The organism is Falsiroseomonas sp., assembly GCF_051860665.1.
Taxonomy (GTDB): Bacteria; Pseudomonadota; Alphaproteobacteria; order Acetobacterales; family Acetobacteraceae; genus Falsiroseomonas.
The window spans coordinates 37,052-63,677 of the sequence record NZ_JBHYDM010000027.1 but is presented as its reverse complement, the minus strand read 5'-3'; the positions used below and the strand labels follow the sequence as shown (position 1 = coordinate 63,677).

28 protein-coding genes are annotated in these 26,626 nt (G+C 71.5%); 13 read left to right on the top strand and 15 right to left on the bottom strand.

The window, feature by feature from the left end; all coding sequences use genetic code 11:
* Positions 1–131 precede the first annotated feature (131 nt).
* From ACTIF1_RS21035 to ACTIF1_RS21025, 3 genes are read right to left on the bottom strand one after another with little or no spacing between them, the layout of a single operon-like run.
* Positions 132–1,064 carry an HpcH/HpaI aldolase/citrate lyase family protein gene (locus ACTIF1_RS21035; protein ID WP_439598424.1) on the bottom strand — a complete coding sequence of 311 codons (933 nt, stop codon included), beginning with the start codon at positions 1,062–1,064 and terminating at the stop codon, positions 132–134.
* On the bottom strand, positions 1,061–1,963 hold the full coding sequence (locus tag ACTIF1_RS21030; protein WP_439598423.1) for a tyrosine recombinase: 903 nt from the start codon (positions 1,961–1,963) through the stop codon (positions 1,061–1,063). The genes ACTIF1_RS21035 and ACTIF1_RS21030 overlap by 4 nt, the downstream gene beginning before the upstream one ends.
* Positions 1,964–1,985: 22 nt before the next feature.
* Entirely contained in the window at positions 1,986–2,132 is a 147-nt protein-coding gene (locus ACTIF1_RS21025) for a hypothetical protein (protein WP_439598422.1), read from the bottom strand.
* Between the two features lie 187 nt (positions 2,133–2,319).
* On the opposite strand from ACTIF1_RS21025, the gene aroB reads away from it, so the two are divergent.
* The gene (gene aroB, locus ACTIF1_RS21020; protein WP_439598426.1) at positions 2,320–3,993 is read left to right on the top strand and encodes a 3-dehydroquinate synthase; all 1,674 of its coding nucleotides are present in this window, start codon (positions 2,320–2,322) and stop codon (positions 3,991–3,993) included.
* A 67-nt stretch (positions 3,994–4,060) separates the two neighbouring features.
* The gene (locus tag ACTIF1_RS21015) at positions 4,061–4,645 is read left to right on the top strand and encodes a DUF2889 domain-containing protein (RefSeq protein ID WP_439598421.1); all 585 of its coding nucleotides are present in this window, start codon (positions 4,061–4,063) and stop codon (positions 4,643–4,645) included.
* Positions 4,646–4,785: 140 nt separating this feature from the next.
* On the opposite strand, the gene ACTIF1_RS21010 is transcribed toward ACTIF1_RS21015, so the two are convergent.
* The gene (locus ACTIF1_RS21010) at positions 4,786–5,070 is read right to left on the bottom strand and encodes a BolA family protein (protein ID WP_439598420.1); all 285 of its coding nucleotides are present in this window, start codon (positions 5,068–5,070) and stop codon (positions 4,786–4,788) included.
* A gap of 113 nt (positions 5,071–5,183) precedes the next feature.
* Here ACTIF1_RS21010 and ACTIF1_RS21005 point away from each other — a divergent pair, with 113 nt between their 5' ends.
* From ACTIF1_RS21005 to ACTIF1_RS20985, 5 genes are read left to right on the top strand one after another with little or no spacing between them, the layout of a single operon-like run.
* On the top strand, positions 5,184–5,792 hold the full coding sequence (locus tag ACTIF1_RS21005; RefSeq protein ID WP_439598419.1) for a J domain-containing protein: 609 nt from the start codon (positions 5,184–5,186) through the stop codon (positions 5,790–5,792).
* A 56-nt stretch (positions 5,793–5,848) separates the two neighbouring features.
* A complete protein-coding gene (gene cobS, locus ACTIF1_RS21000) occupies positions 5,849–6,859 on the top strand; it encodes a cobaltochelatase subunit CobS (RefSeq protein ID WP_439598425.1) in 1,011 nt (336 codons plus the stop codon).
* A 6-nt stretch (positions 6,860–6,865) separates the two neighbouring features.
* Positions 6,866–7,507 (top strand): glutathione S-transferase family protein, encoded by a 642-nt coding sequence (locus tag ACTIF1_RS20995; RefSeq protein WP_439598418.1) that lies wholly within the window; start codon positions 6,866–6,868, stop codon positions 7,505–7,507.
* 13 nt (positions 7,508–7,520) lie between these two features.
* Complete coding sequence (gene cobT, locus ACTIF1_RS20990) at positions 7,521–9,389, top strand: cobaltochelatase subunit CobT (RefSeq protein ID WP_439598417.1); 1,869 nt, start codon at positions 7,521–7,523, stop codon at positions 9,387–9,389.
* Positions 9,390–9,430: 41 nt separating this feature from the next.
* On the top strand, positions 9,431–10,348 hold the full coding sequence (locus ACTIF1_RS20985; RefSeq protein WP_439598416.1) for an esterase-like activity of phytase family protein: 918 nt from the start codon (positions 9,431–9,433) through the stop codon (positions 10,346–10,348).
* Between the two features lie 42 nt (positions 10,349–10,390).
* Here ACTIF1_RS20985 and ACTIF1_RS20980 read toward each other — a convergent pair whose 3' ends face one another.
* From ACTIF1_RS20980 to ACTIF1_RS20965, 4 genes are all read right to left on the bottom strand, one after another.
* Complete coding sequence (locus ACTIF1_RS20980; protein WP_439598415.1) at positions 10,391–11,200, bottom strand: sensor histidine kinase; 810 nt, start codon at positions 11,198–11,200, stop codon at positions 10,391–10,393.
* A 133-nt stretch (positions 11,201–11,333) separates the two neighbouring features.
* Positions 11,334–11,630 (bottom strand): 50S ribosomal protein L28, encoded by a 297-nt coding sequence (gene rpmB / locus ACTIF1_RS20975; protein ID WP_439598414.1) that lies wholly within the window; start codon positions 11,628–11,630, stop codon positions 11,334–11,336.
* Between the two features lie 120 nt (positions 11,631–11,750).
* The gene (locus ACTIF1_RS20970; protein ID WP_439598413.1) at positions 11,751–12,020 is read right to left on the bottom strand and encodes a hypothetical protein; all 270 of its coding nucleotides are present in this window, start codon (positions 12,018–12,020) and stop codon (positions 11,751–11,753) included.
* Positions 12,021–12,133: 113 nt separating this feature from the next.
* Entirely contained in the window at positions 12,134–13,945 is a 1,812-nt protein-coding gene (locus tag ACTIF1_RS20965) for an ABCB family ABC transporter ATP-binding protein/permease (protein WP_439598412.1), read from the bottom strand.
* Positions 13,946–14,087: 142 nt separating this feature from the next.
* Between ACTIF1_RS20965 and ACTIF1_RS20960 the strand changes: the two genes are divergently transcribed.
* Positions 14,088–14,969, top strand: a complete 882-nt coding sequence (locus tag ACTIF1_RS20960) for a DUF4743 domain-containing protein (RefSeq protein ID WP_439598411.1) — start codon at positions 14,088–14,090, stop codon at positions 14,967–14,969.
* Here the strand turns inward: ACTIF1_RS20960 and ACTIF1_RS20955 are convergent.
* Positions 14,957–15,400 carry an Rrf2 family transcriptional regulator gene (locus ACTIF1_RS20955; RefSeq protein WP_439598410.1) on the bottom strand — a complete coding sequence of 148 codons (444 nt, stop codon included), beginning with the start codon at positions 15,398–15,400 and terminating at the stop codon, positions 14,957–14,959. The genes ACTIF1_RS20960 and ACTIF1_RS20955 overlap by 13 nt on opposite strands.
* A gap of 85 nt (positions 15,401–15,485) precedes the next feature.
* Between ACTIF1_RS20955 and ACTIF1_RS20950 the strand changes: the two genes are divergently transcribed.
* Complete coding sequence (locus ACTIF1_RS20950; RefSeq protein WP_439598409.1) at positions 15,486–15,977, top strand: MmcB family DNA repair protein; 492 nt, start codon at positions 15,486–15,488, stop codon at positions 15,975–15,977.
* A 134-nt stretch (positions 15,978–16,111) separates the two neighbouring features.
* Here ACTIF1_RS20950 and map read toward each other — a convergent pair whose 3' ends face one another.
* Entirely contained in the window at positions 16,112–16,924 is an 813-nt protein-coding gene (gene map / locus ACTIF1_RS20945; protein WP_439598408.1) for a type I methionyl aminopeptidase, read from the bottom strand.
* The gene (gene purD / locus ACTIF1_RS20940; RefSeq protein WP_439598407.1) at positions 16,921–18,192 is read right to left on the bottom strand and encodes a phosphoribosylamine--glycine ligase; all 1,272 of its coding nucleotides are present in this window, start codon (positions 18,190–18,192) and stop codon (positions 16,921–16,923) included. Before purD ends, map begins: the two co-directional genes overlap by 4 nt.
* 54 nt (positions 18,193–18,246) lie before the next feature.
* Between purD and xseA the strand changes: the two genes are divergently transcribed.
* From xseA to ACTIF1_RS20925, 3 genes are read left to right on the top strand one after another with little or no spacing between them, the layout of a single operon-like run.
* Entirely contained in the window at positions 18,247–19,713 is a 1,467-nt protein-coding gene (xseA, locus tag ACTIF1_RS20935) for an exodeoxyribonuclease VII large subunit (RefSeq protein ID WP_439598406.1), read from the top strand.
* Positions 19,710–20,525, top strand: a complete 816-nt coding sequence (locus ACTIF1_RS20930) for a M23 family metallopeptidase (protein ID WP_439598405.1) — start codon at positions 19,710–19,712, stop codon at positions 20,523–20,525. The genes xseA and ACTIF1_RS20930 overlap by 4 nt, the downstream gene beginning before the upstream one ends.
* 5 nt (positions 20,526–20,530) lie before the next feature.
* Positions 20,531–21,277 carry an SDR family NAD(P)-dependent oxidoreductase gene (locus tag ACTIF1_RS20925; protein ID WP_439598404.1) on the top strand — a complete coding sequence of 249 codons (747 nt, stop codon included), beginning with the start codon at positions 20,531–20,533 and terminating at the stop codon, positions 21,275–21,277.
* A 41-nt stretch (positions 21,278–21,318) separates the two neighbouring features.
* On the opposite strand, the gene ACTIF1_RS20920 is transcribed toward ACTIF1_RS20925, so the two are convergent.
* Positions 21,319–21,813 carry a hypothetical protein gene (locus ACTIF1_RS20920; RefSeq protein ID WP_439598403.1) on the bottom strand — a complete coding sequence of 165 codons (495 nt, stop codon included), beginning with the start codon at positions 21,811–21,813 and terminating at the stop codon, positions 21,319–21,321.
* 271 nt (positions 21,814–22,084) lie between these two features.
* On the opposite strand from ACTIF1_RS20920, the gene ACTIF1_RS20915 reads away from it, so the two are divergent.
* On the top strand, positions 22,085–22,381 hold the full coding sequence (locus tag ACTIF1_RS20915; protein WP_439598402.1) for a hypothetical protein: 297 nt from the start codon (positions 22,085–22,087) through the stop codon (positions 22,379–22,381).
* On the opposite strand, the gene ACTIF1_RS20910 is transcribed toward ACTIF1_RS20915, so the two are convergent.
* The 3 genes from ACTIF1_RS20910 to ACTIF1_RS20900 form a co-directional block, all read right to left on the bottom strand.
* Positions 22,360–23,391 carry an amino acid ABC transporter substrate-binding protein gene (locus tag ACTIF1_RS20910; RefSeq protein ID WP_439598401.1) on the bottom strand — a complete coding sequence of 344 codons (1,032 nt, stop codon included), beginning with the start codon at positions 23,389–23,391 and terminating at the stop codon, positions 22,360–22,362. The two genes, ACTIF1_RS20915 and ACTIF1_RS20910, sit on opposite strands and share 22 nt — an antisense overlap.
* A 62-nt stretch (positions 23,392–23,453) precedes the next feature.
* On the bottom strand, positions 23,454–24,647 hold the full coding sequence (locus ACTIF1_RS20905) for an MFS transporter (RefSeq protein ID WP_439598400.1): 1,194 nt from the start codon (positions 24,645–24,647) through the stop codon (positions 23,454–23,456).
* Between the two features lie 295 nt (positions 24,648–24,942).
* Positions 24,943–26,583, bottom strand: coding sequence for an acyl-CoA synthetase (locus ACTIF1_RS20900; protein ID WP_439598399.1), 1,641 nt, complete (start codon positions 26,581–26,583; stop codon positions 24,943–24,945).
* Between the last annotated feature and the right edge of the window lie 43 nt (positions 26,584–26,626).

Here is a 26,626-nt window from a genome sequence, read left to right as displayed (position 1 = left end):
ATGTTCGGCGGTCCTGCTGGCCCCTCTCCATTTCTGTTCATGAATCAAAGGGTTCCAAGGGGCCACTGCCCCTTGGCGGGAGGGTGCAGGGAGGGCGGAGCCCTCCTTGCAAGCCACCCGCGCCGTCCCCTCTACCCCGCCGAACGTGCCGCCTTGGCGACCATGGCTTCGGCTTGGCGGATGGAGGCGATGTCGAGGAGTTTGCCGTCGAGGGCGACGGCGGCGCGGCCTTCGAGGCGGGCGGTTTCCATGGCGGCGAGGACGCGGTGGGCTTGGGCCACTTCTTTTGCGTCGGGTTGGAAGGCGGTGTTGAGGCTGGCGACCTGGTTGGGGTGGATGGCCATTTTGCCTTCGGCGCCGAGGGCGCGGCCGCGGCGGGCGCTGGCTTCGAGGCCTTCGGTGTCGCGGAAGTCGCCGTAGGGGCCGTCGATCGGGCGCAGGCCGGCGGCGCGGGCGGCGGTGATGATGCGGGCCACGGCGAAGTGCCAGGGGTCGAGGAGGCCGGCGGGGCTGGCGTAGTCGGGGTTCAGGCCGCCGATGGCGGTGGTGCGCATGCCGAGGCTGGCGGCGAGGTCGGCGACGCCGAGGTGGAGGCTTTCGGTGCGGGGGGAGGCGCTGGCGATGGCTTCGACGTGGGCGAGGCCCTTGGCCGTCTCGATCACCAGGCCGAGGCCGACGCGGCGGGCGCGGCAGGCAGCGGCCTCGATCTGGCTGGCGAGGAGGTCGGCGGCGAAGACTTCGCGCGGGTCGCCGACCTTGGGGATCATGATGATGTCGAGCCGGTCGCTGGCGGCTTCGAGCAGGGCGATCATGTCCTTGTAGAAGTGGGGCGTGTCCTGCCCGTTCACCCGAACGGCGAGGATCTTGGTGCCCCAGTCGATGCTGCCCAGCGCGGTCACGGCATTGGCGCGGGCGCGGTCCTTCTCGGCTTCCGGCACGCTGTCCTCGAGGTCGAGGAACACGGCATCGGCCGGGCCCGCGGCGGCCTTGGGGAAGAGTTCGGGGCGGATCGCCGGCACGGCGAGCTCGCTGCGATGCAGGCGGGCGAGGGGGGAGGTGGTCATGCGGCAGGCTCCTGCGTCGCGAGTGGGTGGTGTTCCTCGACCAGGCGCTGCAGCCGTTCCTCGAGCACCTTGGTGTAGATCTGCGTGGTGGCGATATCGGCATGGCCGAGCAGCATCTGCAGGCTGCGGAGATCCGCGCCATGCGCCAGCAGGTGGGAGGCGAAGGAGTGCCGCAGGACGTGCGGGCTGACCCGGGCGGGGTCGAGCCCAGCGGCCAGGGCCGCGTCCTTCAGCACCAGGCCGATGGTCTGGCGGGTGACATGCCCCCCCGCGGCGCGGGAGGGGAAGAGCCAGCGCGATTTCCGCTCCGGCTCCGGCTTGGCCGCGGCGGCCGCCAGCACGGCGGCGCGGGCGCGGGCGGAGATCGGCACCAGCCTTTCCTTGTTACCCTTGCCGCGGACGGCGACCAGCGGCTGGTCCGGCCGCAGCGCGCCGGCGGGCAGCGAGGCCAGCTCGCTGACCCGGAGGCCGCTGCTGTAGAGGAGTTCGACCAGGGCGACGGCGAAGGGCCCGCGCGCGCCGGGCAGGCGGGCCGCGCCTTCCAGCAGGGCGGTCAATTCGGCCTCGGCCAGGGGTTTTGGCAGGCTGGCCGGCAGGCGGGGGCCTTCCTGCAGCTCGGTCGGGTCTTCGGTCCGCAGGCCTTCCTGCACCAGGAAGCGGAAGAACTGGCGCAGGGCGGAGAGGCGCCGTGCGGCGGTGCGGGCGGCCAGGCCCGCATCGCTCAGGCCGCGCAGATAGGCCTGGATGGTGCCGGCATCGGCGGTCAGCGGCGTGATGCTGCGCGGCGTGCAATGGGCGCTGAAATCCGCGAGGTCCGCAGCATAGGCGGCCAGCGTATTGCGCGCCGCGCCACGCTCCGCCGCCAGCATTTCGAGGAAGGCCTCGGCGTGCCGATCCATCGCTGCGGGTGCCCTGGCCGGGTTAGCGGGTCCCGAAGCGTTCGGCCGGCACGCTGCGCTCCACCGGCTGCGGCGTGACGGAGGGCGGGAAGGCGCCGATCCCGAGCAACCCGATGGCCAGCAGGGCGGCGACCACGGCGGCCAGCAGCAGGAGCGGGTGTCGGAACATCGTGGATGCGGATCCTCGCGCGCTGCATGCCCTGGGGGCACGACCGGCCGATGCCCGACCTGCCCCAGCCTCAACCAAGAAGTCGTTGAAACTACAGCAAGAGATCGGATCGGACGATTTCATCTGAACCGATCTTGCTGTAGCCTCCGTCACCGTGTCACGCAACACCACCCTTTCGGCCTGGCCCATGCCCGATGCCGCCCCGCCCGAGCCGGCGGCCCTGACCCCGCCCAGTCGCAGCGTGGTGCTGGTCGGCATGCCTGGTTGCGGCAAATCCTCCATCGGCCGGCGCCTGTCGTTGAAGCTCGGCCTGCCCTTCGTGGATGCGGATAGTGAGATCGAGGCCGCGGCCGGCCTGCCGATCACGGATATCTTCACCCGCTATGGGGAGCCGCATTTCCGGGACGGTGAGCGCCGGGTGATCGCCCGCCTGCTGGCAGGACCGCCGCTGGTGCTGGCGACGGGAGGTGGCGCCTTCACCGATGCGCGAACCCGGCGGGCGGTGGCCGAATCGGGGGCGGTCGCCGTCTGGCTGCGCTGTTCGCTCCCCGTGCTGCTGCGCCGCGTGGCGGGGCGGGAACATCGGCCGCTGTTTCTCAACCGGGACCCGCGCGAGGTGCTGGAGCGCCTGATGACGGCGCGCCACCCGACCTTCGCAGAGGCCTCCGTGATCGTGGACTGCACCGATGAGCCGCCCGAGACCACCACCCGGCGGGTGATGGAGGCGCTGGCCGCGCATCGGGAGCCGGCGCGGCTGAAGGTGCGGCTGGCGGAGCGCAGCTACGACATTTTGGTGGGCGAGGGGCTGCTGGCGCGGGCCGGCGCGCTGCTGGCCCCGGTGCTGCCGGCGCGGCGCGTGGTGGTGGTGACCGATGCCAGCGTGGCGCCGCTGCACCTGCCGGCGCTGCGGGCCGGGCTGGATGCCGCGGGCATCGCCGTGGTCGCGACCATCGAGGTGCCGTCCGGCGAGGCCAGCAAGTCCTTTTTCCAACTTGAACGGGTGGTGGAGGCGGCGCTGGCGGCCGGCGCGGATCGGCGCACCACGGTCGTGGCGCTCGGCGGCGGGGTGGTGGGCGACCTGGCGGGCTTCGCCGCGGCGGTGGCGCTGCGTGGCCTGCCCTTCGTGCAGATCCCCACCTCGCTGCTGGCGCAGGTGGACAGTTCGGTGGGCGGCAAGACCGGGATCAATCTCGGCCTGGGCAAGAACCTGGTGGGCGCCTTCCACCAGCCGCTGCTGGTGCTGGCCGATACCGGCGTGCTGGCGACCCTGCCGCCGCGGGAGCTGCGCGCCGGATATGCCGAGGTGGCCAAGCACGGGCTGCTGCAGGGCGCGCTCTGGGACTGGTGCGAGGCGGAGGGGGCCAAGGCGGTGGCCGGCGACCCGGCCGCGCTGGCCCATGCGGTGCTGGAATCCTGCCGGCTGAAATCCGGCGTGGTGGCGGCGGATGAGCGGGAGGAGAGTGCCGAGGGCGGCCGCGCGCTCCTCAACCTCGGCCATACCTTCGGTCATGCGCTGGAGGCCGAGTGCGGCTATGACGGCACGCTGCTGCATGGGGAGGCGGTGGCGCTGGGCCTCGGCCTGGCCGCCGCGCTGTCCGCCCGGCTGGGCTTCTGTTCGCAGGAATTGCCGGGGCGGGTGATCTCCCATCTGCAGGAATGCGGCCTGCCGGCGCGCATCGGGGATCTGCCGCGCCGCTTCTCCACGGCGCGGCTGATGGACCGGATGCGCAAGGACAAGAAGGTGCGGGACGGCGCCATGCGCTTCGTGCTGCTGCGCGGGCCGGGCGAGGCCTTCACCACCGCCGAGGTGCCGCCGCTCGCGGTGGAATCGCTGCTGCGGGATGAGGGGGCGCAGGCCTAGCCTTCCAGGGCTGGGATCCCCGTGCGATACCCAGACGCTGCACTGCAATATCCCGGGATCCCGCCCGATGCCGCTCCCCGAGCCCGAGGTTTCGCGCATTCCGCTGCACCGCCGCCAGATCACCATGGACGGCTACCAGCGCACCGATGGGCTCTTCGACATCGAGGCGCATCTGGTCGATACCAAGTCCTATCCCTTCGACAATATGGACCGCGGCACGCTGCAGCCGGGCGATGCGCTGCACGGCATGTGGGTGCGCATGACGGTGGACGAGGCGATGGTGATCCGCGCCTGCGAGGCCGTCTCCGACTTCACCCCCTATGAGGTCTGCCCCAAGGCGGCGGCGAGCATGAGCCGCCTGGCCGGCGTTGCCATCGGCCCGGGCTTCAACCGCGCGGTGAAGGAAAGGGTGGGTGGCGTGCTTGGCTGCACCCATCTGCGGGAGGTGATGGCCCAGATGGCGACCGTTGCCTACCAGACCATCGCGCCCTGGAAATGGCGCCGGGACCGCGCGCGACGGGAGGCGGCGATCCCTGCCGGCCAGCCGGCGGAGGCCCCGCCGCCCCGCCGCCTGCCGATCGGCAGTTGCTATGCCTATGCCGAGGACAGCCCGGTGGTGCAGCGGCACCGTTCGGGCGGCAGCGCGGAGTAGCGGAAAGGCCCTCCCCCCTGCTGAGGGGGGAGGGTTGGGTGGGGGGCAGAAGGGTGGGCGCTTGCGGATTGCCCCCACCCCGGCCAGCCTTCGGCGTCGCGGCAGTGCCGCAACCCCCCGCCCGCGGGGGAGGGAGAGGGCTACCCCGCCTTCGCGGCTTCCTCCGGCGTCAGCAGGCGCAGCGAGAGCGCGTGCAGCCCGGTCTCGAATTCCGCCGCCACCGCCTCATGCGCGGCGCGGGACCGCGCGACGCGGGACTGGCCGGCGAAGGCGGGGCTGACCACGCGCACGGAATAATGGGTCTCGCCGCCCGGCCGCGCACCGGCATGGCCGGCATGCTGGGCGCTGTCGTCGCGCACCTCCACCTCCGCCGGGGCGAAGGCCTGCTGCATGCGGGCGCTGATGCGGCTTGCTCTGTCGGTCATGGTAATGCCTTGGATATGGGGGTGGTGCGGGGCTTGGACAGGCCCTCCTGCCGCATGGCTCCGTTTCGGACCAGTGCCTTGCGCGGCCGCAACCCGGCGACCATAAACGGCGGATGGCGCGACGTGGCGAGCGTTCGGGATCGATGTTTGCGGAGCCGGAGGCGCCGGTGCGCCCCTGCGAATCCCCCGGCTGCCCGCTGCCCGGCGAATTCCGCGCGCCGCGCGATCGCAAGACGCTCAACCAGTACCGATGGTTCTGCCTGGACCATGTGCGCGCCTACAACCGCGCCTGGGACTACTACAAGGGCATGTCCCCCGGCGAGATCGAGGCGCATCTGCGCGACGATTCCGGCTGGCAGCGCCCCACCTGGCCGCTCGGCCGGCTGGGCGGCGCCAATCCCTTCGATCCCGAGGTGCTGCGCGACCCGCTCGGCGTGCTGGGCGCGACGCCGCTGCACCAGCAGCGCCGCGCCAAGCCGCCGCGGCAGGATGAGCCGCCGGCCGAACTGCGCGCGGCGCTGGACGTTCTGGGCCTGGGCTGGCCGATCGACGCGCTGGCGCTGCGGAGCCGCTACAAGGAACTCGCCAAGCGCTACCACCCGGATGCCAATGGCGGGGACCGCCAGGCGGAGGAGCGGTTGAAGGACATCAATCGCGCCTATAGCCTGGTCCGCCGCAAGCTTCCGGGCAAAGCCACGCCCGCACCGGCCGCAGCCGGGTAGCCGCGCCCGTCCTGGCGCCCTAGGATCGCCCCTGAATGTCACAGCCGGACCGACAGATGAACAAGGCCGCCAGCCTCGCCGAGATCAGCCCCACCTCCGTGATCGACATGCCGGACACGCAGCTTTCCGTGCGCGATGTCTTCGGCATCGACAGCGACATGAAGGTGCCGGCCTTCAGCCGCCGCACTGAGCATGTGCCGGAGGTGGACAGCACCTACCGCTTCGACCGCGACACCACGCTGGCGATCCTCGCCGGCTTCGCCTTCAACCGGCGCGTCATGGTCCAGGGCTATCACGGCACCGGCAAGTCGACGCATATCGAGCAGGTGGCGGCGCGGCTGAACTGGCCCTGCATCCGGGTGAACCTGGACAGCCACATCTCCCGCATCGACCTGATCGGCAAGGACGCCATCGTCCTGAAGGACGGGAAGCAGATCACGGAATTCCGTGAAGGCATCCTGCCCTGGGCGCTGCAGCACCCCTGCGCCCTGGTCTTCGACGAATACGATGCCGGCCGCCCGGACGTGATGTTCGTGATCCAGCGCGTGCTGGAGGTGGAGGGCAAGCTCACCCTGCTCGACCAGAACAAGGTGATCCGCCCGCACCCGATGTTTCGTCTGTTTGCCACCGCCAATACGGTCGGTTTGGGCGATACCACGGGGCTGTACCACGGGACCCAGCAGATCAACCAAGGCCAGATGGACCGCTGGAACATCGTCGCGACCCTGAACTACCTGCCGCATGCGCAGGAGACCTCGATCGTCATGGCCAAGCTCGGCTGGGACGAGAAGGACGCGAAGATGAAGCGCCAGACGGAGGCCATGGTGGCGCTGGCCGACCTGACGCGCGCCGGCTTCATCGCCGGCGACATCTCCACCGTCATGTCGCCGCGCACCGTCATCACCTGGGCCGAGAATGCCAGGATCTTCGGCGATATCGGCTTCGCCTTCCGCATGAGCTTCCTGAACAAGTGCGACGAGGCGGAGCGCGGCACGGTGGCCGAATACTACCAGCGCTGCTTCAACGAGGAGCTCTCCACCGGCAGCATGCTGCGCAAGGCGGGGTGACGGCCGATGGCGGGCCCGCGCTTCCTGCTGCATTTCGCACCGAAGACGCGGGCCTTCCGCATCCTCTGGCTGCTGGAGGAATTCGGCGCCGATTTCGCGCTGATCCAGCACGACCTGGACGCCGGCACGCATAAGCGGCCGGAATTCCTGGCGATCAACCCGGACGGCAAGCTGCCGGTGCTGGAGGATCGCGGCCCGGCTGGCGACTGGACGGGCGTCGTGGTCTCCGAGAGCCTCGGCATCTGCGCCTATCTGGACGAGCTGCATCCCGGCCTGCTCTCGCCGCCACCCGGCAATCCGGAGCGGGCGCTGTACCAGACGCTGATGGCCTATGGCGCCGGCGTGCTGGAACCGGCCCTGGCCGACAAGGCCTTTCCACGTGCCGAGCCGCCGCCGGCCCGGGCGCTGGGCTGGCCGGATTTCGCCACCGCGCTCGCGCGCATCGAGCGGCAGATCCAGGCCTCCGGCGGGCCCTTCCTGCTGGGCGCCGCGCTGAGCACGGCCGATGTGCTGATCGGCTCCACCCTGCAATACGTGACCGCCTGGGGCATGCTGACGCCCTCGCCGGTCCTCGCCTCCTACCTCGCCGCGCTCGAGGCCCGACCCGCGCTGGCAGCCGCCCGCGCCCGGGAAGCGGTGCGCGCATGACGGATTTTCATCCATGAGCGGCAAGCCCGACCAGACGCGGCAGGAAGAATTCAAGCGCGCCACCGCCGGCGCGGTGCGCGCCATCGCGCGCCAGCCGGAGGTGCAGGTCGCCTATCAGCCGGGGCCCTCCGGCCTGGCCGGAAAGCGCGCCCGCCTGCCGCTGCCGACCCGCGCCCTGCCGCCGGCCGAGATGGCCAAGCTGCGCGGCGCGGCGGATGCCATCGCGCTGAAGCTGCGCCACCACGACGAAAATGTGCACGCCAACCGCATCCCCGCCCGGCGTGAGGCGCGGGAGGTCTTCGACGCGCTGGAGGATGTGCGGGTCGAGGTGGTGGGCAGCCAGCACATGTCCGGCGTCGCCGCCAATCTCCGCGCCCGGCTGACCGACCAGTGCGAGGCGGAAGGCTACGACCGCATGACGCGGAAGGACCAGCTGCCGCTGGCCGCCGCGCTCGGCCTGCTCGCCCGCGAAAGGCTTTCGGGCGAACCGGCGCCGGCCGCCGCCCAGCGCGTGCTGGAGATGTGGCGCGACACCATCGGCGAATCCGCCGAAGCCGCCCTGGCCGAGATGGCCGAGCGCAGCACAGACCAGGACGCCTTCGGCCGCGCCGCGCGAAAGCTGCTGGCCGCGCTGGACCTGGCCGAGGCGGAGGTGGAGACCGAGGCCGAGCAGGATGAGGAGGAGGGCGAGGGCGGCGAGACCACCTCGCAGCAGGACCAGTCCGGCGAGGGCGAATCCCAGGCCCAGGACACCGAGAGCATGCTCGGCGCCCAGCCCGAGACCATGCAGGGCGACGCCGCCGAGGAGGAAGGCCAGGAGGGCGAGGAGGAAGGCGCGGCCGCGGAGGGCGACGACCGCCCCGGCGGCCCGCAGCAGCGCAAGGAGGTGCCGGCCACCGACGATGCCTCCCTCTACCGCGCCTACAACAAGTCCTTCGACGAGGTGGTCGAGGCCGATGACCTCTGCGACGCGGATGAACTGGCCCGGCTGCGCCAGCAGCTCGACCAGCAGCTGTCCCACCTGCAGGGCGTGGTTTCGAAACTCGCCAACCGCCTGCAGCGCCGGCTGATGGCGCAGCAGCAGCGCGCCTGGGAATTCGACCTGGAGGAGGGGATCCTGGACGTGGCGCGGCTGGCCCGCGTCGTCGTCACCCCGACCCAGTCGCTGTCCTACAAGCGCGAACGCGAGGCCGATTTCCGGGACACGGTGGTGACCCTGCTGATCGACAATTCCGGCTCCATGCGCGGCCGGCCGATCACGGTGGCCGCCATGTGCTGCGACATCCTGGCGCGCACCCTGGAACGCTGCTCCGTCAAGGTGGAGATCCTGGGCTTCACCACCCGCGCCTGGAAGGGCGGCCAGTCCCGCGAGCGCTGGGTGCAGGAGGGCAAGCCGCGCAATCCGGGGCGCCTGAACGACCTGCGCCACGTCATCTACAAGTCCGCCGACGCCCCCTGGCGCCGCGCCCGCAAGAACCTCGGCCTGATGCTGCGCGAGGGGCTGCTGAAGGAGAACATCGACGGCGAGGCGCTGGAATGGGCCTATAAGCGCCTGCTCACCCGGACCGAGCATCGCCGCATCCTGATGGTGATCTCGGACGGCGCGCCGGTGGACGATTCCACGCTCTCGGTGAACCCCGGCAACTACCTGGAACGCCATCTCCGCAAGGTGATCGGCGAGATCGAGGGGCGGGAGGCGGTGGAGCTGATCGCCATCGGCATCGGCCACGACGTCACCCGCTACTACCGCCGCGCCGTCACCATCGTGGATGCCGAGGAGCTGGGCGGCACCATGATGAAGAAGCTCGCCGAGCTCTTCGACGAGGATGCCGCGATGGCCTGGCAGCGGGCCGCCAGCGAACGCGCGCCCCTGGTCGCCTGACCAGCCGCCGCCGCTTCCTGGGGGCGGCCGCCGCCGCCCTGGTGGCGCTGCCCGGCTGCGCCGGCGGGGCGGAGCGGCCGCTGGCCCGGCGGGTGGAGCTGCCGGAGGGCCCTTATGGCGCGCTGCGCCTGCTCGGCGGGCTGGAGATCGACCGCGGGGTGCTCGGCTTCGGCGGGCTCTCGGGGCTGCACCTGGCGCCGGACCTCCTGCTCACCGCCATCAGCGACCGCGCCCGCTTCGTCGAGATGCGGCTGGCGCTGGATGGGGACTCGCGACCTACCGGCCTCACGCTGATCCGCAGCGGCTGGCTGCGGGACGAGCGGGGCCGCGCCATGCCGCCGGGCCGGGCTGCGGATGCCGAGGCGCTGGCACGCCTGCCGGACGGCACCTGGCTGGTGGGGTTCGAGCGCCGTCATCGCATCGCCGCCTATGCCAGCTGGACCGGCCCCGCCCGCGCCATGCCCGCCCCGCCGGGGCTCGAAGCCTCCCCCGCCAATGCGGCGCTGGAATCGCTGGCGGTGCTGGCGGATGGGCGCTGGCTGGCGCTGTCGGAGGGGCTGCCCTGGGGGGCTGGCGCGGCGGGCGACCGTCGCGGCTGGATCGGGGGCCCGGCCGCCTGGCACGCCTTCGGCTATCGCCCGGCGCCCGGCCATGTGCCGGTGGATGCGGCCGCCCTGCCGGATGGCGGCGCGCTGGTGCTGGAGCGCGCCTTCGGCCTGCTGGCGGGCTTTTCCGGCCGCCTGGTGCACCTTCCCCCGGCCGCGCTGCGCGAGGCGGGGGAGGGGGCGCTGGTCCAGGGGGAGGACGTGCTGCGCCTGGACCCACCGCTGCCGTTCGACAATTACGAGGGGGTCGCGGTGCTGGACCGGGCTGGGCGGCGGCTGGTGGCGCTGGTCTCGGACGACAATGAAAGCCCCTGGCAGCGCAGCCTGCTGCTGCTTTTCGAATGGCCCGGCTGAGAGACCGTTTGAGAACGGCGGCCGCTGAGGCCGAAGCCGGGCTCAGGCGGCGTCCAGCAGCCGGTGGCGCGGCAGGGTGAGCCAGGCGCGGGCGCCGATTCCGGGCGCGCTCTCCAGCCGGATATCCCCGCCATGCGCCGCGGCCAGGGACCGGGCGAGCGTCAGCCCGAGGTCGAGCCCGCGGGAGCCATTGCCGGCGCCGAGGCCTGAGGCCTGGGCGGGGCTGGCGGATTCGGGCACCAGGTCCTGCGCCGACAGGCCGTCCCCCTCATCCTCCACCACGATCGCCACCGTCTCGCTGCCCAGCACATGGCGCAGCGCCACCACGTCGCCGTCGCGGGAATGCCGGGCGGCGCGGCGCAGCAGCGCGGCCAGCGCTCCCTCCAGCGCACGGCTATCGGCCTGCATGCGCAGCGCGCGCAGGTCGGGCGCGACCTGCCAATGGCGCTGGCTGGGGCGGAGCTGGGCGCTGACATTGGCCACCGCGGCATCGATCACGGGGCCGAGCAGGGCCGGCGCCTCATGCAGCGCGCGGGGGGCAGGCTCGGTGGCGAAATCGGCGAGATCGTCCGCCAGGCGCAGCAGGTGCTGGGCGACCGCTTCCAGGCGGGTTTCCTCGCCCTGGCGGCGGCGGGTGGGGGCGGCCTCGGCGGATTGCGCCATCAGCGCCAGGCCGGGCCCGCGCAATTCCTGCGCGGCGAGGGAGAGGCAGCGCCCGCGGGCGGCGGCCAGGCGCTCGGCCGAGGCCACGCGGTCGCGAGATTGCAGCAGGCGGCCGCGGATCCACACGGCGCAGGCGATCAGCACTGCGGCGAGCAGGAGGGCGGCGGCAAGGTGCGAGTCGGTAGCCATCGCCGGAAGGTTGGCGCGGAACCGGTTGCCTTGTGGTTAACGCAGCGCGGAAGGCCGCGCGACCACAGCATTTTGTGCTGGTCGCCCCCTCACGGGGAAAGGTGGCGCGGACCGGCCGGCCCGCGCCGCCGGGTCAGGCCGCGGCCTTCTTGTCCCGCGCGCGCTCGAGGCGGCGCTTCAGCACCAGCGCCTCGGCGGGCAGGCGGCGGTCCGGGGTGCCGAGCAGGAAGGAGTCGAGACCCCCATTGTGCTCCACCGTGCGGATGCCGTTCACCGTCAGGCGCATCCGGACGGGCGTGCCCAGGATGTCGGAGAAGAACGACGTCTCCTGCATGTTCGGCAGGAAGCGACGCCGGGTCTTGTTGTTGGCGTGGCTGACGTTGTTGCCCGTCAGCACGCCCTTGCCGGTGATACCGCAGCGGCGGGCCATGACTCATATCCCAGAAAAGCACACGCGCGGGTCCGGGGCCGAGTGGTCCAGGCAGCCGCGCGCGGAAGTGGTCCGGAGCCGGGGCGTATCGCGGATCGCACCCCGCTCGTCAAGCCTCGATCAGGGATTCGCGGCCTGCTCGGCCTCGGCGGCGCGCCGCATTTCCGCCAATTCGCCCGCCTCCACCGAGGCCAGCGCGCTGCGCAGCACGCCGGCGACGGAGCGGTCGTCCATGCTGCGCGCCAGCATGCCGAGCGAGCCGCCCAGCAGGGCCGAGGCGATGGAGATCGGCGCGATGCCCTGCTCGATCATGTATTCGATGGCCTTGTCCACCACCGAGCCGGCGTGGCTGAGATCTTCCGGGGCCTCGCCCTGGGGGTCGAACTGCATAGGCGGCCTCCTCAATGACACGGGACATAGGCAGGCGGGCGCGGCATGGGAACCCCCTTGCGGGGTTTCCGGGCCTCCTGCCGGGGGGTTCAGGCGGACGACGCGGCCGCCGGCTAGATTCCAGCGGCGGCTTCCGCCGCCTGGGCCGCCGCCGCCGCCTCCGCCGCCGCCACCGCCTCGGACTGGCGGCGCCACATGGCGGCATAGAGGCCATCCGCCGCGATCAGCGCGGCATGCGACCCACGCTCCGCCACCTGGCCCTCCTGCAGCACCAGGATCTCATCCGCATCCACCACGGTGGACAGGCGATGGGCGATCACCAGCGTGGTGCGGCCGCGGGCGGCATCGCGCAGCGCGGCCTGGATATCCTGCTCCGTGCGGGTGTCGAGCGCGCTGGTCGCCTCGTCCAGGATGACGATGCGGGGGTTCTTCAGCAGGGTGCGGGCGATGGCCACGCGCTGCTTCTCGCCGCCCGAGAGCTTCAACCCGCGCTCGCCCACCTTGGTGTCGTAGCCATCCGGCAGGCGCAGCACGAAGTCGTGCACCTGGGCGGCGCGGGCGGCGGCCTCCACCTCCTCCTGCGTCGCGCCGGGGCGGCCATAGGCGATGTTGTAGCGGATGGTGTCGTTGAACAGGACGGTGTCCTGCGGCACCACGCCGATGGCCGCCCGCACGCTGTCCTGCTGCACGTCCCGCACATCCTGCCCATCGATCAGCACGCGACCGCCGGTGGCGTCGTAGAAGCGGAACAGCAGGCGGCTGATGGTGGACTTGCCCGCGCCGGTCGGGCCGACGATGGCCAGCGTCCGGCCGGGCGGCACGGTGAAGCTGACGCCCTTCAGGATCTCCCGGTCCGGCCGATAGCCGAAGCGCACATTCTCGAAGGTCACCTCGCCGCCGGTGGCGATGAGGGCCGGCGCGCCGGGCGCATCGGCGACCTCCCGGTCCTCCCGCATCAGGGTGAACATGGCTTCCATGTCCACCAGCCCCTGCTTGATCTCGCGATAGGCAAAGCCGAGAAAATTCAGCGGCTGGAACAGCTGGATCATATAGGTATTGACCAGCACGAAGTCGCCCACCGTCATGCCGCCGCCGGAAACCCGGCCGGCGGCCATCATCATCACCACGGTCAGGCCCACGGCGATCACCGCTTGCTGGCCGAAGTTCAGCGCATTCAGGCTGACCTCGGAGCGGGAATAGGCGCGCTCGTAGCGTTCCAGGCTGGCGTCGTAGCGCCGCGCCTCGTGCCGTTCGTTGCCGAAGTACTTCACCGTCTCGAAGTTCAGCAGGCTGTCGACGGCGCGGGTATTCGCCTCCGTGTCGGTGTCGTTCATCGCCCGGCGGAAGCGCAGGCGCCATTCGGTGAACAAAAGGGTGAAGGCGATATAGATGCCCACCGTCACCAGGATGACGAAGCTGAAGGTGAAGTCGAACATCCCCCAGAGGATCACCGCCACCAGCAGGATCTCGAAGATGGTGGGCACGATGTTGAACAGCAGGAAATCCAGCACGAAGGTCATGCCGCGCGTGCCGCGTTCCAGCACGCGGGACAGGCCGCCGGTCTGCCGGTCCAGGTGGAAGCGCAGCGACAGGGCGTGCAGGTGCTGGAAGACCTGCAGCGCGATGCGCCGGGTGGCGCGCGCCTGCACCTTCACGAAGATGGCGTCCCGCGCCTCGTTGAAGGCGGAACTGGTCAGGCGCAGCAGGCCATAGGCCAGGACGAGCGCGATCGGCACCACGGCGATGGAGGCAGCCGCGCCGCCCTCCGGCGCCAGGGCATCCACGGCGCGGGCGAAGGCCAGCGGCACCAGCACATTGGCGGCCTTGGCGAAGACCAGCAGCACCAGGCTGGCCACCACGCGGAAGCGCAGCCCGATTTCGCCCTTGGGCCAGAGATAGGGGGCGAGTGTGAGCAGCGTTCGCATGTGACTGCGCTCGCGCGGTTGACTGGGTGGCACGTGAAGCTCCGGAAGCCGTTACAGCCAAGGTGGGGCCTGTAACGCCCCGTTGAAACAGGCGGCAAGGCTTCCGTGCCATGCGCCGGGCGCGCTACAGGGGCGCATGCCCGTGCCCGACGCACTTCTCGACCCCCACCTGGCCCGTTTCGAGCGGCACATCGCCGCCTGCAACAACATCGCCTCCCCGGCCCATCTCCTCCGCTTCCGGATCGGCGACCAGCAGGTCGGCTGGGTCGGGACGGACCTCGCCCGGGCGCTGGCCTTCCATCCGCGGGACTTCCATTTCGACCATCAGGGGGTGGCGCTCGCCGGCCGGCTGCGCGCGCCCGGCGCCCGCAGCCAGGCCCTGGCGGAGGTGGCGAAGAGCCTGGCCGGCCGCGGCCACCTGACCCTGCGGGGCGAGCTTTTCGACATCCGCACGGTGCCGGAGGGGCCGGTGCTGGCGCAGCTGGACCGCGGCGCCATGCCGGCCTTCGGCGCCATCTCCCAGGGCGTGCATGTGAATGGCTTCCTGCGCCGGCCGGATGGGCTGCATCTCTGGGTCGGCTTCCGGTCCCGCCACAAATCCGTGGCGCCGGGGCAGCTGGACAATGTGGTGGCCGGCGGCATCCCGGCCGGGCTGTCCGCCGCGGAGACGCTGGTGAAGGAAGCGGCGGAGGAGGCCTCGATCCCGCCCGAGGTCGCGGCCCGGGCGCAGCCTGCCGGCCGCGTCTCCTATGTCATGGCGGTGCCGGAGGGGCTGCGGCGGGACGTGCTGCATTGCTACGACCTGGAGCTGCCGGAGGGGTTGGTGCCGCGCCCGAATGACAACGAGGTGGAGCGCTTCGAGCTCTGGCCCGCGCAGCGCCTGCTGGCGGAGGTGCGAGACCGCGACCAGGTGAAGTTCAACGTGAACCTGGTGCTGATCGACTTCTTCCTGCGGCACGGGCTGCTCGATGCGGCGGCGCCGGGGGCGGAGGCCCTGCGCGCCGGGCTCGATCAGGTGGCGTGAGCCGCCTCGGCCGGGGCGCGAAGCTGCTGGCACAGCTCCTCCAGCGTCACGGCGGAGAGATCGGATTCCATCGCCGCCTCGGCCGAATCGAAGGCGCGGCGCAGGATGCCGGGGATGGCGGGCGCCGGGCCGCCGGTCTCGGCGCGGGCCGGGCCGCGATGCACCGGCAGCAGCGGCAGGCCCTTGCGGCGCATGGCCTGCCAGATATCGCCCAGGGTGATCTCGCCGGGCGGCTTGGCCAGCTCGGCGCCACCAGGCCCTCGGCGGATCCGGATCAGCCCGGCGCGGGCCAATTGCCCCGCCAGGCGCCGGATGACCACCGGATTGGTGCCCACGCTCTCGGCGAGGCGACCACTGGTGAGCTGGCCGCCGGGCGCGGTGGCCAGCAGGAGGAGGATATGCACAGCGACTGCGAAGCGTGTGGCGACCATGCCTTGATACACGCGCGGCAGCGCCATTGGTTCCACCATGTGCGATACACTTGACCTATCAGTGAACACAAAGCGAACATGGGGCATGTCCGCCGTCTCCGCCCCGCCACCCCCCGTCGCCCCCGCCGAGCGCACCCTTGCCGTCTGCCGTGCGGCGGCCCGCTTCTGCGCCCAGCGCGGCTGGGCCCCGGTGCGAGAGATGCCGCTGCCCAATGGGCGCCGCGCCGATATCCTGGCCCTGCTGCCGGATGGCGGATTCGTGGTGGTGGAGGTGAAGTCCTGCGCGCGGGATTTTCTGAGCGACGGCAAGTGGCCGGAATACCGCGACTTCTGCGACCGGCTGTATTTCGCGGTCGACCTGGATTTCCCGGAGGAGCTGCTGCCCGAGGATGTCGGGCTGGTGGTGGCGGAGGGGCCGGAAGCCAGCCTGGTGCGGGAGGCGCCCAGCCACCCCCTGGCCCCGGCGCGCCGCAAGGCCCTGCTGCACCGCTACGCCATGGTGGCCGCCGCCCGCCTGGCCGGGCTGCAGGACCCGGCCGGCCAGGCGGAGATCAGGGCGGCGCTCAGGGCGGATTAGAGCATTTTCAAGCCTTGCGGCCTCGCAAGGCGACTCGGAAAATGCGTCAGAACAACAAGCTGGCAGGCTGCGGAAAAAGCCCTCTCCCCGATAAGAAGTGGGGGAGGGGCTTTCCTCTGATTTTCCGCATCCTGTTAGAGCCGTTCCACCGACTCCGGTTCGGCGGAAACGACGCCAGCGGCCGGCGAAAGGGTGAAGATCTCGCAGCCGGTCTCGGTCACGCCCACGCTGTGCTCGTATTGCGCCGAGAGGCTGCGGTCGCGGGTCACGGCGGTCCAGCCATCGGCCAGCACCTTCACCTCCGGCCGCCCGGCATTCACCATGGGCTCCACGGTCAGGAACATGCCCGGACGCAGGGTGGGGCCGGTGCCGGGGCGGCCGTAGTTCAGCACGTCCGGCGCGTCGTGATAGACGCGGCCCAGGCCGTGGCCGCAGAAGTCCCGCACCACGCTGAAGCGGGCGGCCTCCACATGGCGCTGCATCGCCGCGCCGATGTCGCCGAGTGTCGCGCCGGGGCGGATGGCGGCGATGCCGCGCAGCGTGGCTTCCTCCGTCACCTGCATCAGCCGGCGGGCCAGGGTGCTGACGGCGCCCACGGCATACATGCGGCTGCTGTCGCCGTGCCAGCCATCGAGGATCGCCGCCAGGTCGATATTGACGATATCCCCCTCCGCCAGCCGGCGGGTGCCGGGGATGCCGTGGCAGACCACGTGGTTGGGCGAGATGCAGGTGGCATGCGCATAGCCCTGATAGCCCAGCGAGGCGGGAGTCGCGCCATGGTCCCGCACGAAATCGTGGCAGAGCCGGTCGAGCTCGGCCGTGGTGACGCCGGGCCGGACATGGGCGCCGATCATGTCGAGCGCGGCCGCTACCAACTGGCCGGCGGCGCGCATGCCGGCGAAATCCTCGGGCGCGTGCAGCTTGATGCGGCGCAGGGGCAGGTTCATCGCAGGGCGCGCCAGCCGATGTCGCGGCGGGCGAAGCCTTCCGGCCAGTCGATGGTCGCCACGGCCTGGTAGGCGGCGTCCCGTGCCGCGCGCAGGGTGGCGCCGCGGGCCTGCACCGCCAGCACGCGGCCGCCATTGGCCCGGATGGCCCCGGTCTCATCCCGGTTGGTGCCGGCGTGGAAGAGCTGCACGCCGGGGATGGCGGCGGCGGCCTCCAGGCCCCGGATCTCGGTGCCGCGGCGGGGCGTGCCCGGATAGCCCTCGGCCGCCAGGATCACCACCAGGCTATGGGCCGCCGCCCAGTCCAGCGCCACCCCGGCCAGGCTTCCGCGGGCGGCGGCGGCGAGCACCGGCAGCAGGTCCGATTGCAGCAGGGGCAGCAGGGTCTCGCATTCCGGATCGCCGAAGCGGACGTTGTATTCGATGAGTTTGGGGCCGCTGGCGGTCAGCATCAGCCCGGCGAAGAGCACGCCGCGGAAGGGCGTCCCGCGCCGGGCCATCTCGGCCAATGTCGGCCGGATGAAGCGGGCCATCACCTCGTCCCGCAGGGCGTCGGTGAAGGCCGGGGCGGGCGAATAGGCGCCCATGCCGCCGGTATTGGGGCCGGTATCGCCATCGCCCACGCGCTTGTGGTCCTGGGCCGCACCGAAGGCCAGGGCATCCGTCCCATCGCAGAGGGCAAAGAAAGAAACTTCCTCGCCCTGCAGAAAATCCTCGATGACCACGGCGGCGCCGGCGCTGCCATGGATGCGGTCCTCCATGATGGCGGCGATCGCAGCCTCGGCCTCGGCCGGGGTCATGGCCACCACCACGCCCTTGCCGGCGGCCAGGCCATCCGCCTTCACCACGATGGGCGCGCCCTTTTCCGCCAGCCAGGCGCGGGCGGCGGCGGCCTCCTCGAAGCGGGCCCAGGCGGCGGTGGGCACGCCGGCGGCATCGGCCACCTCCTTGCAGAAGGCCTTGCTGCCCTCGAGCCGGGCGGCGGCGGCGGAGGGGCCGAAGCAGGCGATGCCGGCGGCGGCGCAGGCATCCGCCAGGCCGAGTGTCAGCGGCGCCTCCGGCCCCGCCACCACCAGATCCACCGCATTGTCGCGGGCGAAGGCGGCGAGGGCGGGAATATCCTCGGCGCCGATCGGCAGGCATTCGGCCACGGCGGCGATGCCCGGATTGCCCGGAGCGCACCACAGCTTCGCGAGCAGGGGGGACTGCGCGATCTTCCAGCACAGCGCGTGTTCCCGGCCGCCGCCACCCACCACCAGCACCCGCATCACGAAATCCCCGAGCCTATTCGCGCTGGCGGCCCCTTAGCATAGGGTCCGGCCATGGACACGACGCCCCCGCCAGCCGCCAGCAATGTTCCCGAATACGCGGTCTCCGAGATCGCCGGCGCCGTGCGCCGCACGCTGGAAGGTGCCTTCGGCCGGGTCCGGGTGCGGGGCGAGGTGTGTGAGGCGAAGCGCTACCCCTCCGGCCATTGGTACCTCTCGCTGAAGGACGAGAATGCCAAGCTGGAATCGGTGATCTGGAAGACCACCGTGCCGCGGCTGGCGATCCAGCCGGAGAATGGCGTCGAGGTCGTCGCCACCGGCCGCATCACCACCTATGCGGATCGTTCCAAGTATCAGCTGGTGATCGACCGCCTGGAATTCGCCGGCGAGGGTGCGCTGCTGGCGCGCATCGAGATGCTGCGGAAGAAGCTGCTGGCGGAAGGCCTGTTCGAGGAGTCGCGAAAGCGCCCGCTGCCGCGCCTGCCGGCGGTGATCGGCGTGGTCAGCAGCGAGGCCGGGGCGGTGATCCAGGACATCCGCACCACCATCTTGCGGCGGTTTCCGCGGCGCGTCCTGCTCTGGCCGGTCGCGGTTCAGGGCCAGGGAGCCGCCGAAAAAATCGCGGCCGCCATTGCCGGCTTCAATGCGCTGCCCGCGGGCGGGCTGATCCCGCGCCCCGATGTGCTGATCGTGGCGCGCGGCGGTGGCAGCCTGGAAGACCTGATGGCCTTCAACGAGGAGGTGGTGGTGCGCGCCGCCGCCGCCTCCGCCATCCCGCTGATCTCCGCCGTGGGGCATGAGACCGACACCACGCTGATCGACTTTGCCTCGGATCGCCGCGCGCCCACGCCCACCGCGGCGGCCGAGATGGCCGTGCCGGCGCGCGCCGACCTGCTGGCCGACCTGGCGCAGCGGGAGGCGCGGCTGCGCGGCGCCATGGTGCGGCAGATGCGGGCGGCGGAGACGGTGCTGCTGCGCCTGGAACGCCGCCTGCCGGATGTGCCGGCCCGCGTCGCGGATCTGCGCCGCCGGCTGGACGAGGCGGAGGACGGGCTGGCGCCCGCCCTGGGGCATTTCCTCCGCCGGCGGCATGAGGCGCTGGCCCGCCTGCCCATCCCGCATCCCCGCGCCGGCATCGCCGCCCGCCGCGCCACGCTGGCCCTGCTGGAGGGCCGCAAGGGCGCCGCCTTCGCCCGGCTGGTGCAGCGCGCCCAGGGTGCCCGTGCCCTGCAGGCCTTTTCCGCCGCGCCGCTGGCCGCGCTGATGCGGGAGAAGGCGGCACGGCTGGCCGGGCTTTCGGCGCGGCTGGAGGCCGGGTCCTACCAATCCGTCCTGGCGCGCGGGTTTTCGCTGGTTCGTGACGCCCAGGGCCATGCGCTGACCCGCGCGGCGCAGGTGGCGCCCGGGGCGAAACTTTCGATCGCCTTCGCCGATGGGGAGGTGGGCGCCACGGCCGAGGGCGAGGCGCCGAGGCGCAGCCGAAGCCCGAAGGCGCCGCCGGCACAGGAGAGTCTGCTATGATCGCCCGCCGCCTGTTGCTCGCCGCCCCCGCCGTGCTGCTGGGCCGCCGCGCCGCGGCCCAGCCCATCACCTGGAACGGCGTGCCGGCGCAGGGCGGGCTGCTGCGCGGCCAGGCGCCGGCGGGCACGCGCCTCGCGCTGGATGGCCGCGCGGTGCGCGTCTCGCCGGAGGGTTTTTTCGCGCTCGGCTTCAGCCGCGACCACGATGCGAGCGCCACCCTGTCCATCACCACTCCCGATGGGCGGCGGGAGGAGATGCGCCTGCCGGTGGCGAAGCGGGAGTGGGACGTTCAGCGCATCACCGGCCTGCCGGGCGCCATGGTGACGCCGGACGAATCGGCGCTGCGCCGCATCACTGCGGAACGCGCGCAGCTTGCCGCCGCGCGGGGGCTGGACCAGGCCGGCACCGGCTTCATGGCGCCGATGGCCTGGCCGGCGCGCGGCCGCATCAGCGGCATCTATGGCAGCCAGCGCATCCTGAACGGCCAGCCGCGCCAGCCGCATTACGGGCTGGACATCGCGGCGCCCACCGGCACGCCGATTTCCGCCGCCCTGCCGGGGCGCGTCACGCTTTCGGGCGATTTCTACTTCTTCGGGCAGCTGCTGGTGCTGGACCACGGCCATGGCGTGAACACGCTCTATGCCCATCTGTCGCAGCGCATCGCGCGGGAAGGCGATGTGGTGGCGCGAGGCGACCGCATCGCGCTGATGGGCGCGACGGGCCGCGTCACCGGGCCGCATCTGCATTTCTCGCTGTCCTGGTACCAGACCTTCCTCGATCCGCAGCCGCTGCTGCCGGCTGAACAAGGGTGACCCGCATGAATTTCGCGCATTATCCGTCGCTGGCCGGCAAGGTGGTGCTGGTCACCGGTGGCGCCTCCGGCATCGGCGCGGAGATCGTCGCGCAATTCGCGCAGCAGGGCGCGCGGGTCGCCTTCCTCGATTTCGACGATGCCGGCGGCCAGCACATGGCGCGGCAGACCGGCGCGCTTTTCGTCCATTGCGACCTGCGCGACATCGCCGCGCTGCGGGCGGCCATCGCCCATGTGGCGCTGACGCTGGGCCCGGTGCAGGTGCTGGTGAACAATGCGGCGCGCGACGACCGCCATGGCCTCGAGACGGTGGAGCCCGACTACTGGGACGAGCGGATGGCGACAAACCTGCGCCACATGTTCTTCTGCGCCCAGGCCGTGGCGCCGGACATGCGCAAGGCGGGGGCGGGGTCCATCATCAATATGGGCAGCGTCAGCTGGATGTCCGGCCAGGGCGGCATGCCGGCCTATACGGCGGCGAAATCCGCCGTGCGCGGCCTGACCCGCGGCCTGGCGCGCGACCTCGGCGTGGATGGGATCCGGGTGAACGAGGTGGTGCCCGGCTGGGTCTTCACGGAACGCCAGGAAGCGCTCTGGGCGACGCCGGAGGCGGTGGAGCGGCACATGCAGAAGCAATGCCTGAAGCGCAAGGTGATGCCGCCCGACATCGCCCGCATGGTGCTGTGGCTGGCCGCCGATGACAGCGCCATGGTGACGGCGCAGTATTTCGTGGTGGATGGCGGCGGAATCTGAGCCCGCCCGCGGATGGGCGTTTGGCTCCGCGCTGCGCCGCGCTAGGCTGAGAGCCTTGCAGCACGCGCGGGAAGCCAGGGATGAGGATCGAGCCCTTCCTTCAGGCCACGGCGGACCAGAAGGCCGCGGCACTCGGGCGGCTGAGCGAGATCCTGCACGGCGGCGCCAGCGCGCCGGAGCCTGCGGTGCTGCGGGCCATCGCGACGCATCTGTTCCGCGACCCCGAGGCCGAGCCCGGCGATGCCAAGGGGCCGCTGCCGCCCGCGCTCGCCCGGCCGATCGCCGAGCTCGCGCTGCTGATGCCCCTGATGGACCAGGCGATCGATCCGCAGAAGGTTGAGCGCGCGGCCGAGGCGATTGTGGCGCTGGGCCAGCCCCTGCCGCAGATCGGCCTGCTGCGGCATGCGGCGGCGGGAAGGCTCGCCCGGCTGCGCCTGCAGGTGGCGGATCCGCTGGTGCGGCAGCTGGCCGGCTGCGGCGTGGCCGGCGCGCTGGCCGCCGTCGCCCGCACCCGGCTCGGCCTCGAGCGCGGCCATGCCAGGCGGCTGCGGCAGCCGCGCGCACCCGGCACGCTGGGGGCGGAGCTGCGGCGCTACTACGAGGACAATCCCTTCGAGCTGCCGGGCGAGCCGCGCGGCATGCCGCCCGTGCTGGTGGGCCGGCACGACTATGTGCATGTGCTGACCGGCTACGACACCTCCACCGAAGGCGAGCTGTGCCTGGCCGGCTTCGTCGGCGGCTGCGGCCAGCCGACGCGGCTGGAGGCGATGCTGACCTGCGTGCTGCAGTTCCAGCAGGCGATCCCCGGTGCAGGAATTCACCAAGGAGGTGGTGACGCGCGGCGCGCTGCGGCCGGACAGCTTCTTCCTGGCGGTGGCGCGCGGCGCCGCCTGCAAGGCCGATATCGCCGATCCGGGGCTGGACTACATGGCCTGGCTGGATCGCGACCTGGCGGCGCTGCGCGCGGAACTCGGCATCGGGCTGGAGGGGATGATGGTGCATGCCGGCCAGCCGCGCTGGGCGGCGGCCGGGGCGCAGGCGGTGCTGGCGGGGCAGGCGCGCCGGCCTGCCCCGGCCGAGGGTCAGCGCAGCGGCAGCGCGTAGATCAGCCCGCCCTGGGTCCAGAGCCGGTTCGGGCCGCGCGGCAGGTTCACCGGCGTGCTCGGGCCGAAGTGGCGGTCGTAGATCTCGCCGTAATTGCCCAGGCGGCGCACCACGTTATAGGCCCAGGCCGGGTCCAGCTTCAGCGACTGGCCGAGCTCCGGCGTCACGCCCAGCAGGCGGCGGGTATTCGGGTTCACGCTGGTGCGGCGCATCTCCTCCGCATTCGCGCGGGTCACGCCCTGTTCCTCGGCCTCGATCACCGCATAGGTGTACCAGCGGATCAGGTCGAACCACTCATCATCGCCGCGGCGCAGATAGGCGCCGTAGGGTTCCTTGGAGAAGCGCTCCTCCAGGATGGTCCAGTCGGCCGGCCGCGGCATGGAGGAACGTACGCCGGCGAGCTGGGAGGCATCGGTGCCGAAGGCGTCGCAGCGCCCGGCCTGCAGCGCGGCGCTGGCCTGGTCCGTGCGTTCGTACAGCACCGGCGTGAAGGGCACGTTGATCGAGCGGAAATAGTCCGCCGTCACCTGCTCATTCGTCGTGCCCTGGATCAGGCAGATGGTGGCGCCGCGCATCTCCGCGACCTTGGAGACGCCGAGGTTGTTGCGCACCATGAAGCCGTGGCCGTCGTAGAAATAGGTGACGGCATGGCGCAGGCCGAGCGTGGTGTCGCGCAGCATGGTTTGCGTCGAGGTGCGGAACAGCACATCCACCTCGCCCGAGCCCAGCGCGGTGAAGCGGGTGGAGGAGGACAGTGCGACGAAGCGCACCTTGGTGGGATCGTTGAAGATCGCCACCGCGACGCCGCGGCAGAGATCCACATCCATGCCCTGCCATTCGCCGCGGCTGTCCGGCAGCGCGAAGCCGGCGACGCCGTTGTGGATGCCGCAGACCAGCAGGCCGCGCGCGCGGATCGCATCCAGCGTCGGTCCCGCCGCGGCCGGCGCGGGTGGAAGGAAGGTCGCGCAAGCGGCGACGAACGCGGCCGCGAGGCCCCGTGCCCAAGACATTTTTGAAGCCCCCTGATTGATTGCCTGGGCCGAATGGTCGGACCGGCGGCGGGGGCTGTCAATCAGGCAGCTTGCGCGGCGCCGGCGGGACGCAGGATGGCACTGGCGGCCAGCCACAGCAGCAGCGCCGCGGCGGCGACGCCCGCCAGCACCAGGAAGGCGGCGCCATAGCCGTAATACTGCGCCACGAAGCCGCCAAGCGTGGCGCTGAGCGCCGCGCCGATGCCCTGCAGCGTCATCACCGCGGCCAGCCCCGCCGTGACATGGCCGCTGCCATCGAGGATGCGGGAGACGAGGCCGGGCACGGCCACGCCCAGCATGCCGGCGCCGACGCCATCCAGCATCTGCACCGGGATCAGCGCCGCCGGATGCGTCACGAAGCCGGCCAGCAGGCCGCGCAGCGGCAGCGCGGCGAGGGCGATGAGGAACACCACGAAATAGCCGCGCCGCACCGCCAGCCGCGCCGCCAGCAATGCCATCGGGATCATGGTCACCTGCGCCAGGATCACGGTGGCCGCCGTATAGCCGGCCGGGTCCACATTCGGGTCGCGCGCCACCATCGCCTGGCCCAGCAGCGGCAGCATGGCGGCATTGGCGAGATGAAACAGCATCAGCGTCACCGCCAGCACCAGCAGGGGGCGGGATCCGAGGAGCGCCGGCAGCAGCGGCTCCGGCGCCGCGCCGTGCAGGCCGCGCGCGGCTTGGTGGTCGATCTCGCCGGGGCGGATCAGCAGCACGGCGATGATGGCGCAGATCGCCATGCCGGCCATCAGCACGAAGACCGCGACCAGCCCGAACCACCAGCCGAAGAGCCCGGCCAGCGCCGCGGCGCCGGCATTGCCCGCATGGTTATAGGCCTCGTTGCGGCCGAGCTGATGCGCATAACCCTGCTGCCGCACCAGGCCGAGGGTGATGGCGGCGATGCAGGGCGCGACCAGCGCGCCGCCGATGCCGGCCACCGCCTGCGCCACCGCCGTCACGGCGAAGACCGGTGCGAAGTAGTTGATGGAGCAGGCCGCGATGATGGCCAGCGCCGCGACGACCAGCAGCGCGCGCTTATGGGTGGTGTGGTCCACCAGCAGGCCGAGCGGCGTGGTGGCGGCCATGCCGGCGATGCCGCCCAGCGTCATCACCAGGCCGATCGCGCCCGGCTGCCAGCCCTGCTGCTGCAGGAAGACGCCGAGGAAGGGGCCGAGCCCATCCCGGACATCGGCCATGAAGAAGTTCAGCGCATTCAGCGCGGCGAGGGAGGACATGGTTCGACGAAGGTCCTGGCGAGGCCAGTCCCCATCGCGTCAGAACCGCATGGGTTGCGATGATGAACAAGAAAAAACCCCGGCGGATCGCTCCGCCGGGGCTCTTTGCATGGATCCTGTGGCGTTGCCGCCTTAGGCCCGGTGACTCGCTGCCGCGCTGGCGGTGGCGATGATCCAGGCCGCGGAACGGACGCCCGCATTGATACCATGAGACACTGGATCACCTCCTTTCGGTTGTTGACGACTGGGGAGATGATGGGGAGGCGCGGCGGCGAGTGCAAGATAAGATTCGCACTCAGCCCGCCCCCTCCCGCGCCTGGGCGCGCAGCACGTGCTTCTGGATCTTGCCCGTGCTGGTCTTCGGCAATTCGGCGAAGACCACGTGGCGCGGCACCTTGAAGCTGGCCAGCCGGCCCTTGCACCAGGCGATCAGATCCTCCGCCGTCGCCTCCGCGCCCGGCTTCAGCTCGATGAAGGCGCAGGGCGTCTCGCCCCACTTTTCATCGGGCCGCGCGACGACGGCGGCCACCGCCACGGCCGGGTGCTTGTAGAGCGCGTCCTCGACCTCGATGGAGGAGATGTTTTCGCCGCCCGAGATGATGATGTCCTTGGAGCGGTCCTTCAGCTGGATATAGCCATCGGGATAGGTCACGGCGAGGTCGCCGGTATGGAACCAGCCGCCGGCGAAGGCTTTGCGAGTCGCCTCCTCGTCCTTCAGATAGCCCTTCATCACGACATTGCCGCGCATCATCACCTCGCCCATGGTCGTGCCATCGGCGGGGACCGGCTGCATCGTGTCGGGGTCCATCACCACCAGGCCTTCGAGGGCGATGTAGCGCACGCCCTGCCGCGCCATCAGCGCCGCCTGCTCGGCATCGGACCTGGTGTCCCAGGCGTGGTTCCATTCGTTGACCACGGAGGGGCCGTAGCATTCCGTCAGGCCATAGACATGGCAGACCGCGAAGCCCGCCTGCTTCATCGCGCCCAGCACCGCCTCCGGCGGCGGCGCGCCGGCGGTGACGAACTGCACCTGGTGGCGCAGCGGCTTCTTCTCGCCCTCCGCGGTGGCCAGCAGCGTCGCCATGACGATCGGCGCGCCGCACATATGCGTCACGCCCTCGGCCGCCATCAGCGCCCACATGGCATTGCCGCGCACCGCGCGCAGGCAGACATGCGTGCCGGCCTGCGCCGTGATGGACCAGGGGAAGCACCAGCCGTTGCAATGGAACATCGGCAGCGTCCAGAGATAGACCGGATGCTTGCCGATGCCGGCCGAGAGCATGTTGCCGATGGCCAGCAGCTGCGCGCCGCGATGGTGATAGACCACGCCCTTCGGCCGCCCGGTGGTGCCGGAGGTATAGTTCAGCGAGATCGCGTCCCACTCATCGCCCGGCAGCTGCCAGGCGTAGTTTTCCGAACCCTCCGCCAGCAGCGCCTCGTAATCCAGCGCGCCCTCCAGCCGGTTGGCGCGTGCGGCCTCGCTGGCCTCGGGGTCGTCCACCTCGACCAGCAACGGCTTCACCGCGCATTGCGTCAGCGCCATGCGGGCCAGTGGCGCAAACTCGCGATCGACCACCAGAACCTTCGCCTCCCCATGGTCCAGGCAATAGGCGATGGTCCCGGCATCGAGGCGCGTGTTCAGCGTGTTCAGCACGGCGCCCGCCATCGGCACGCCGTAGTGGCATTCCAGCATTTCCGGGATATTGGGCAGCAGCACCGCCACCGTATCGCCGCGCCGGATGCCGCGCCGGACCAGCGCATCGGCCAGCGCCACGCAGCGCGCCCGCAGCGCGCGATAGCTGCGGCGGACGGCGCCATGCACCACGGCCGTGTGGTCGGGGAAGGTGGTGGCGGCGCGTTCCAGGAACAGCAGCGGCGTCAGCGGCTGGTGATTGGCCGGGGTGCGGGGCAGGGCGTCGTAATCGGAGGCAGCCATTCTCGGAGTCCCTTGGTCATTCTCTTGTGCGCGGGCGGGATCA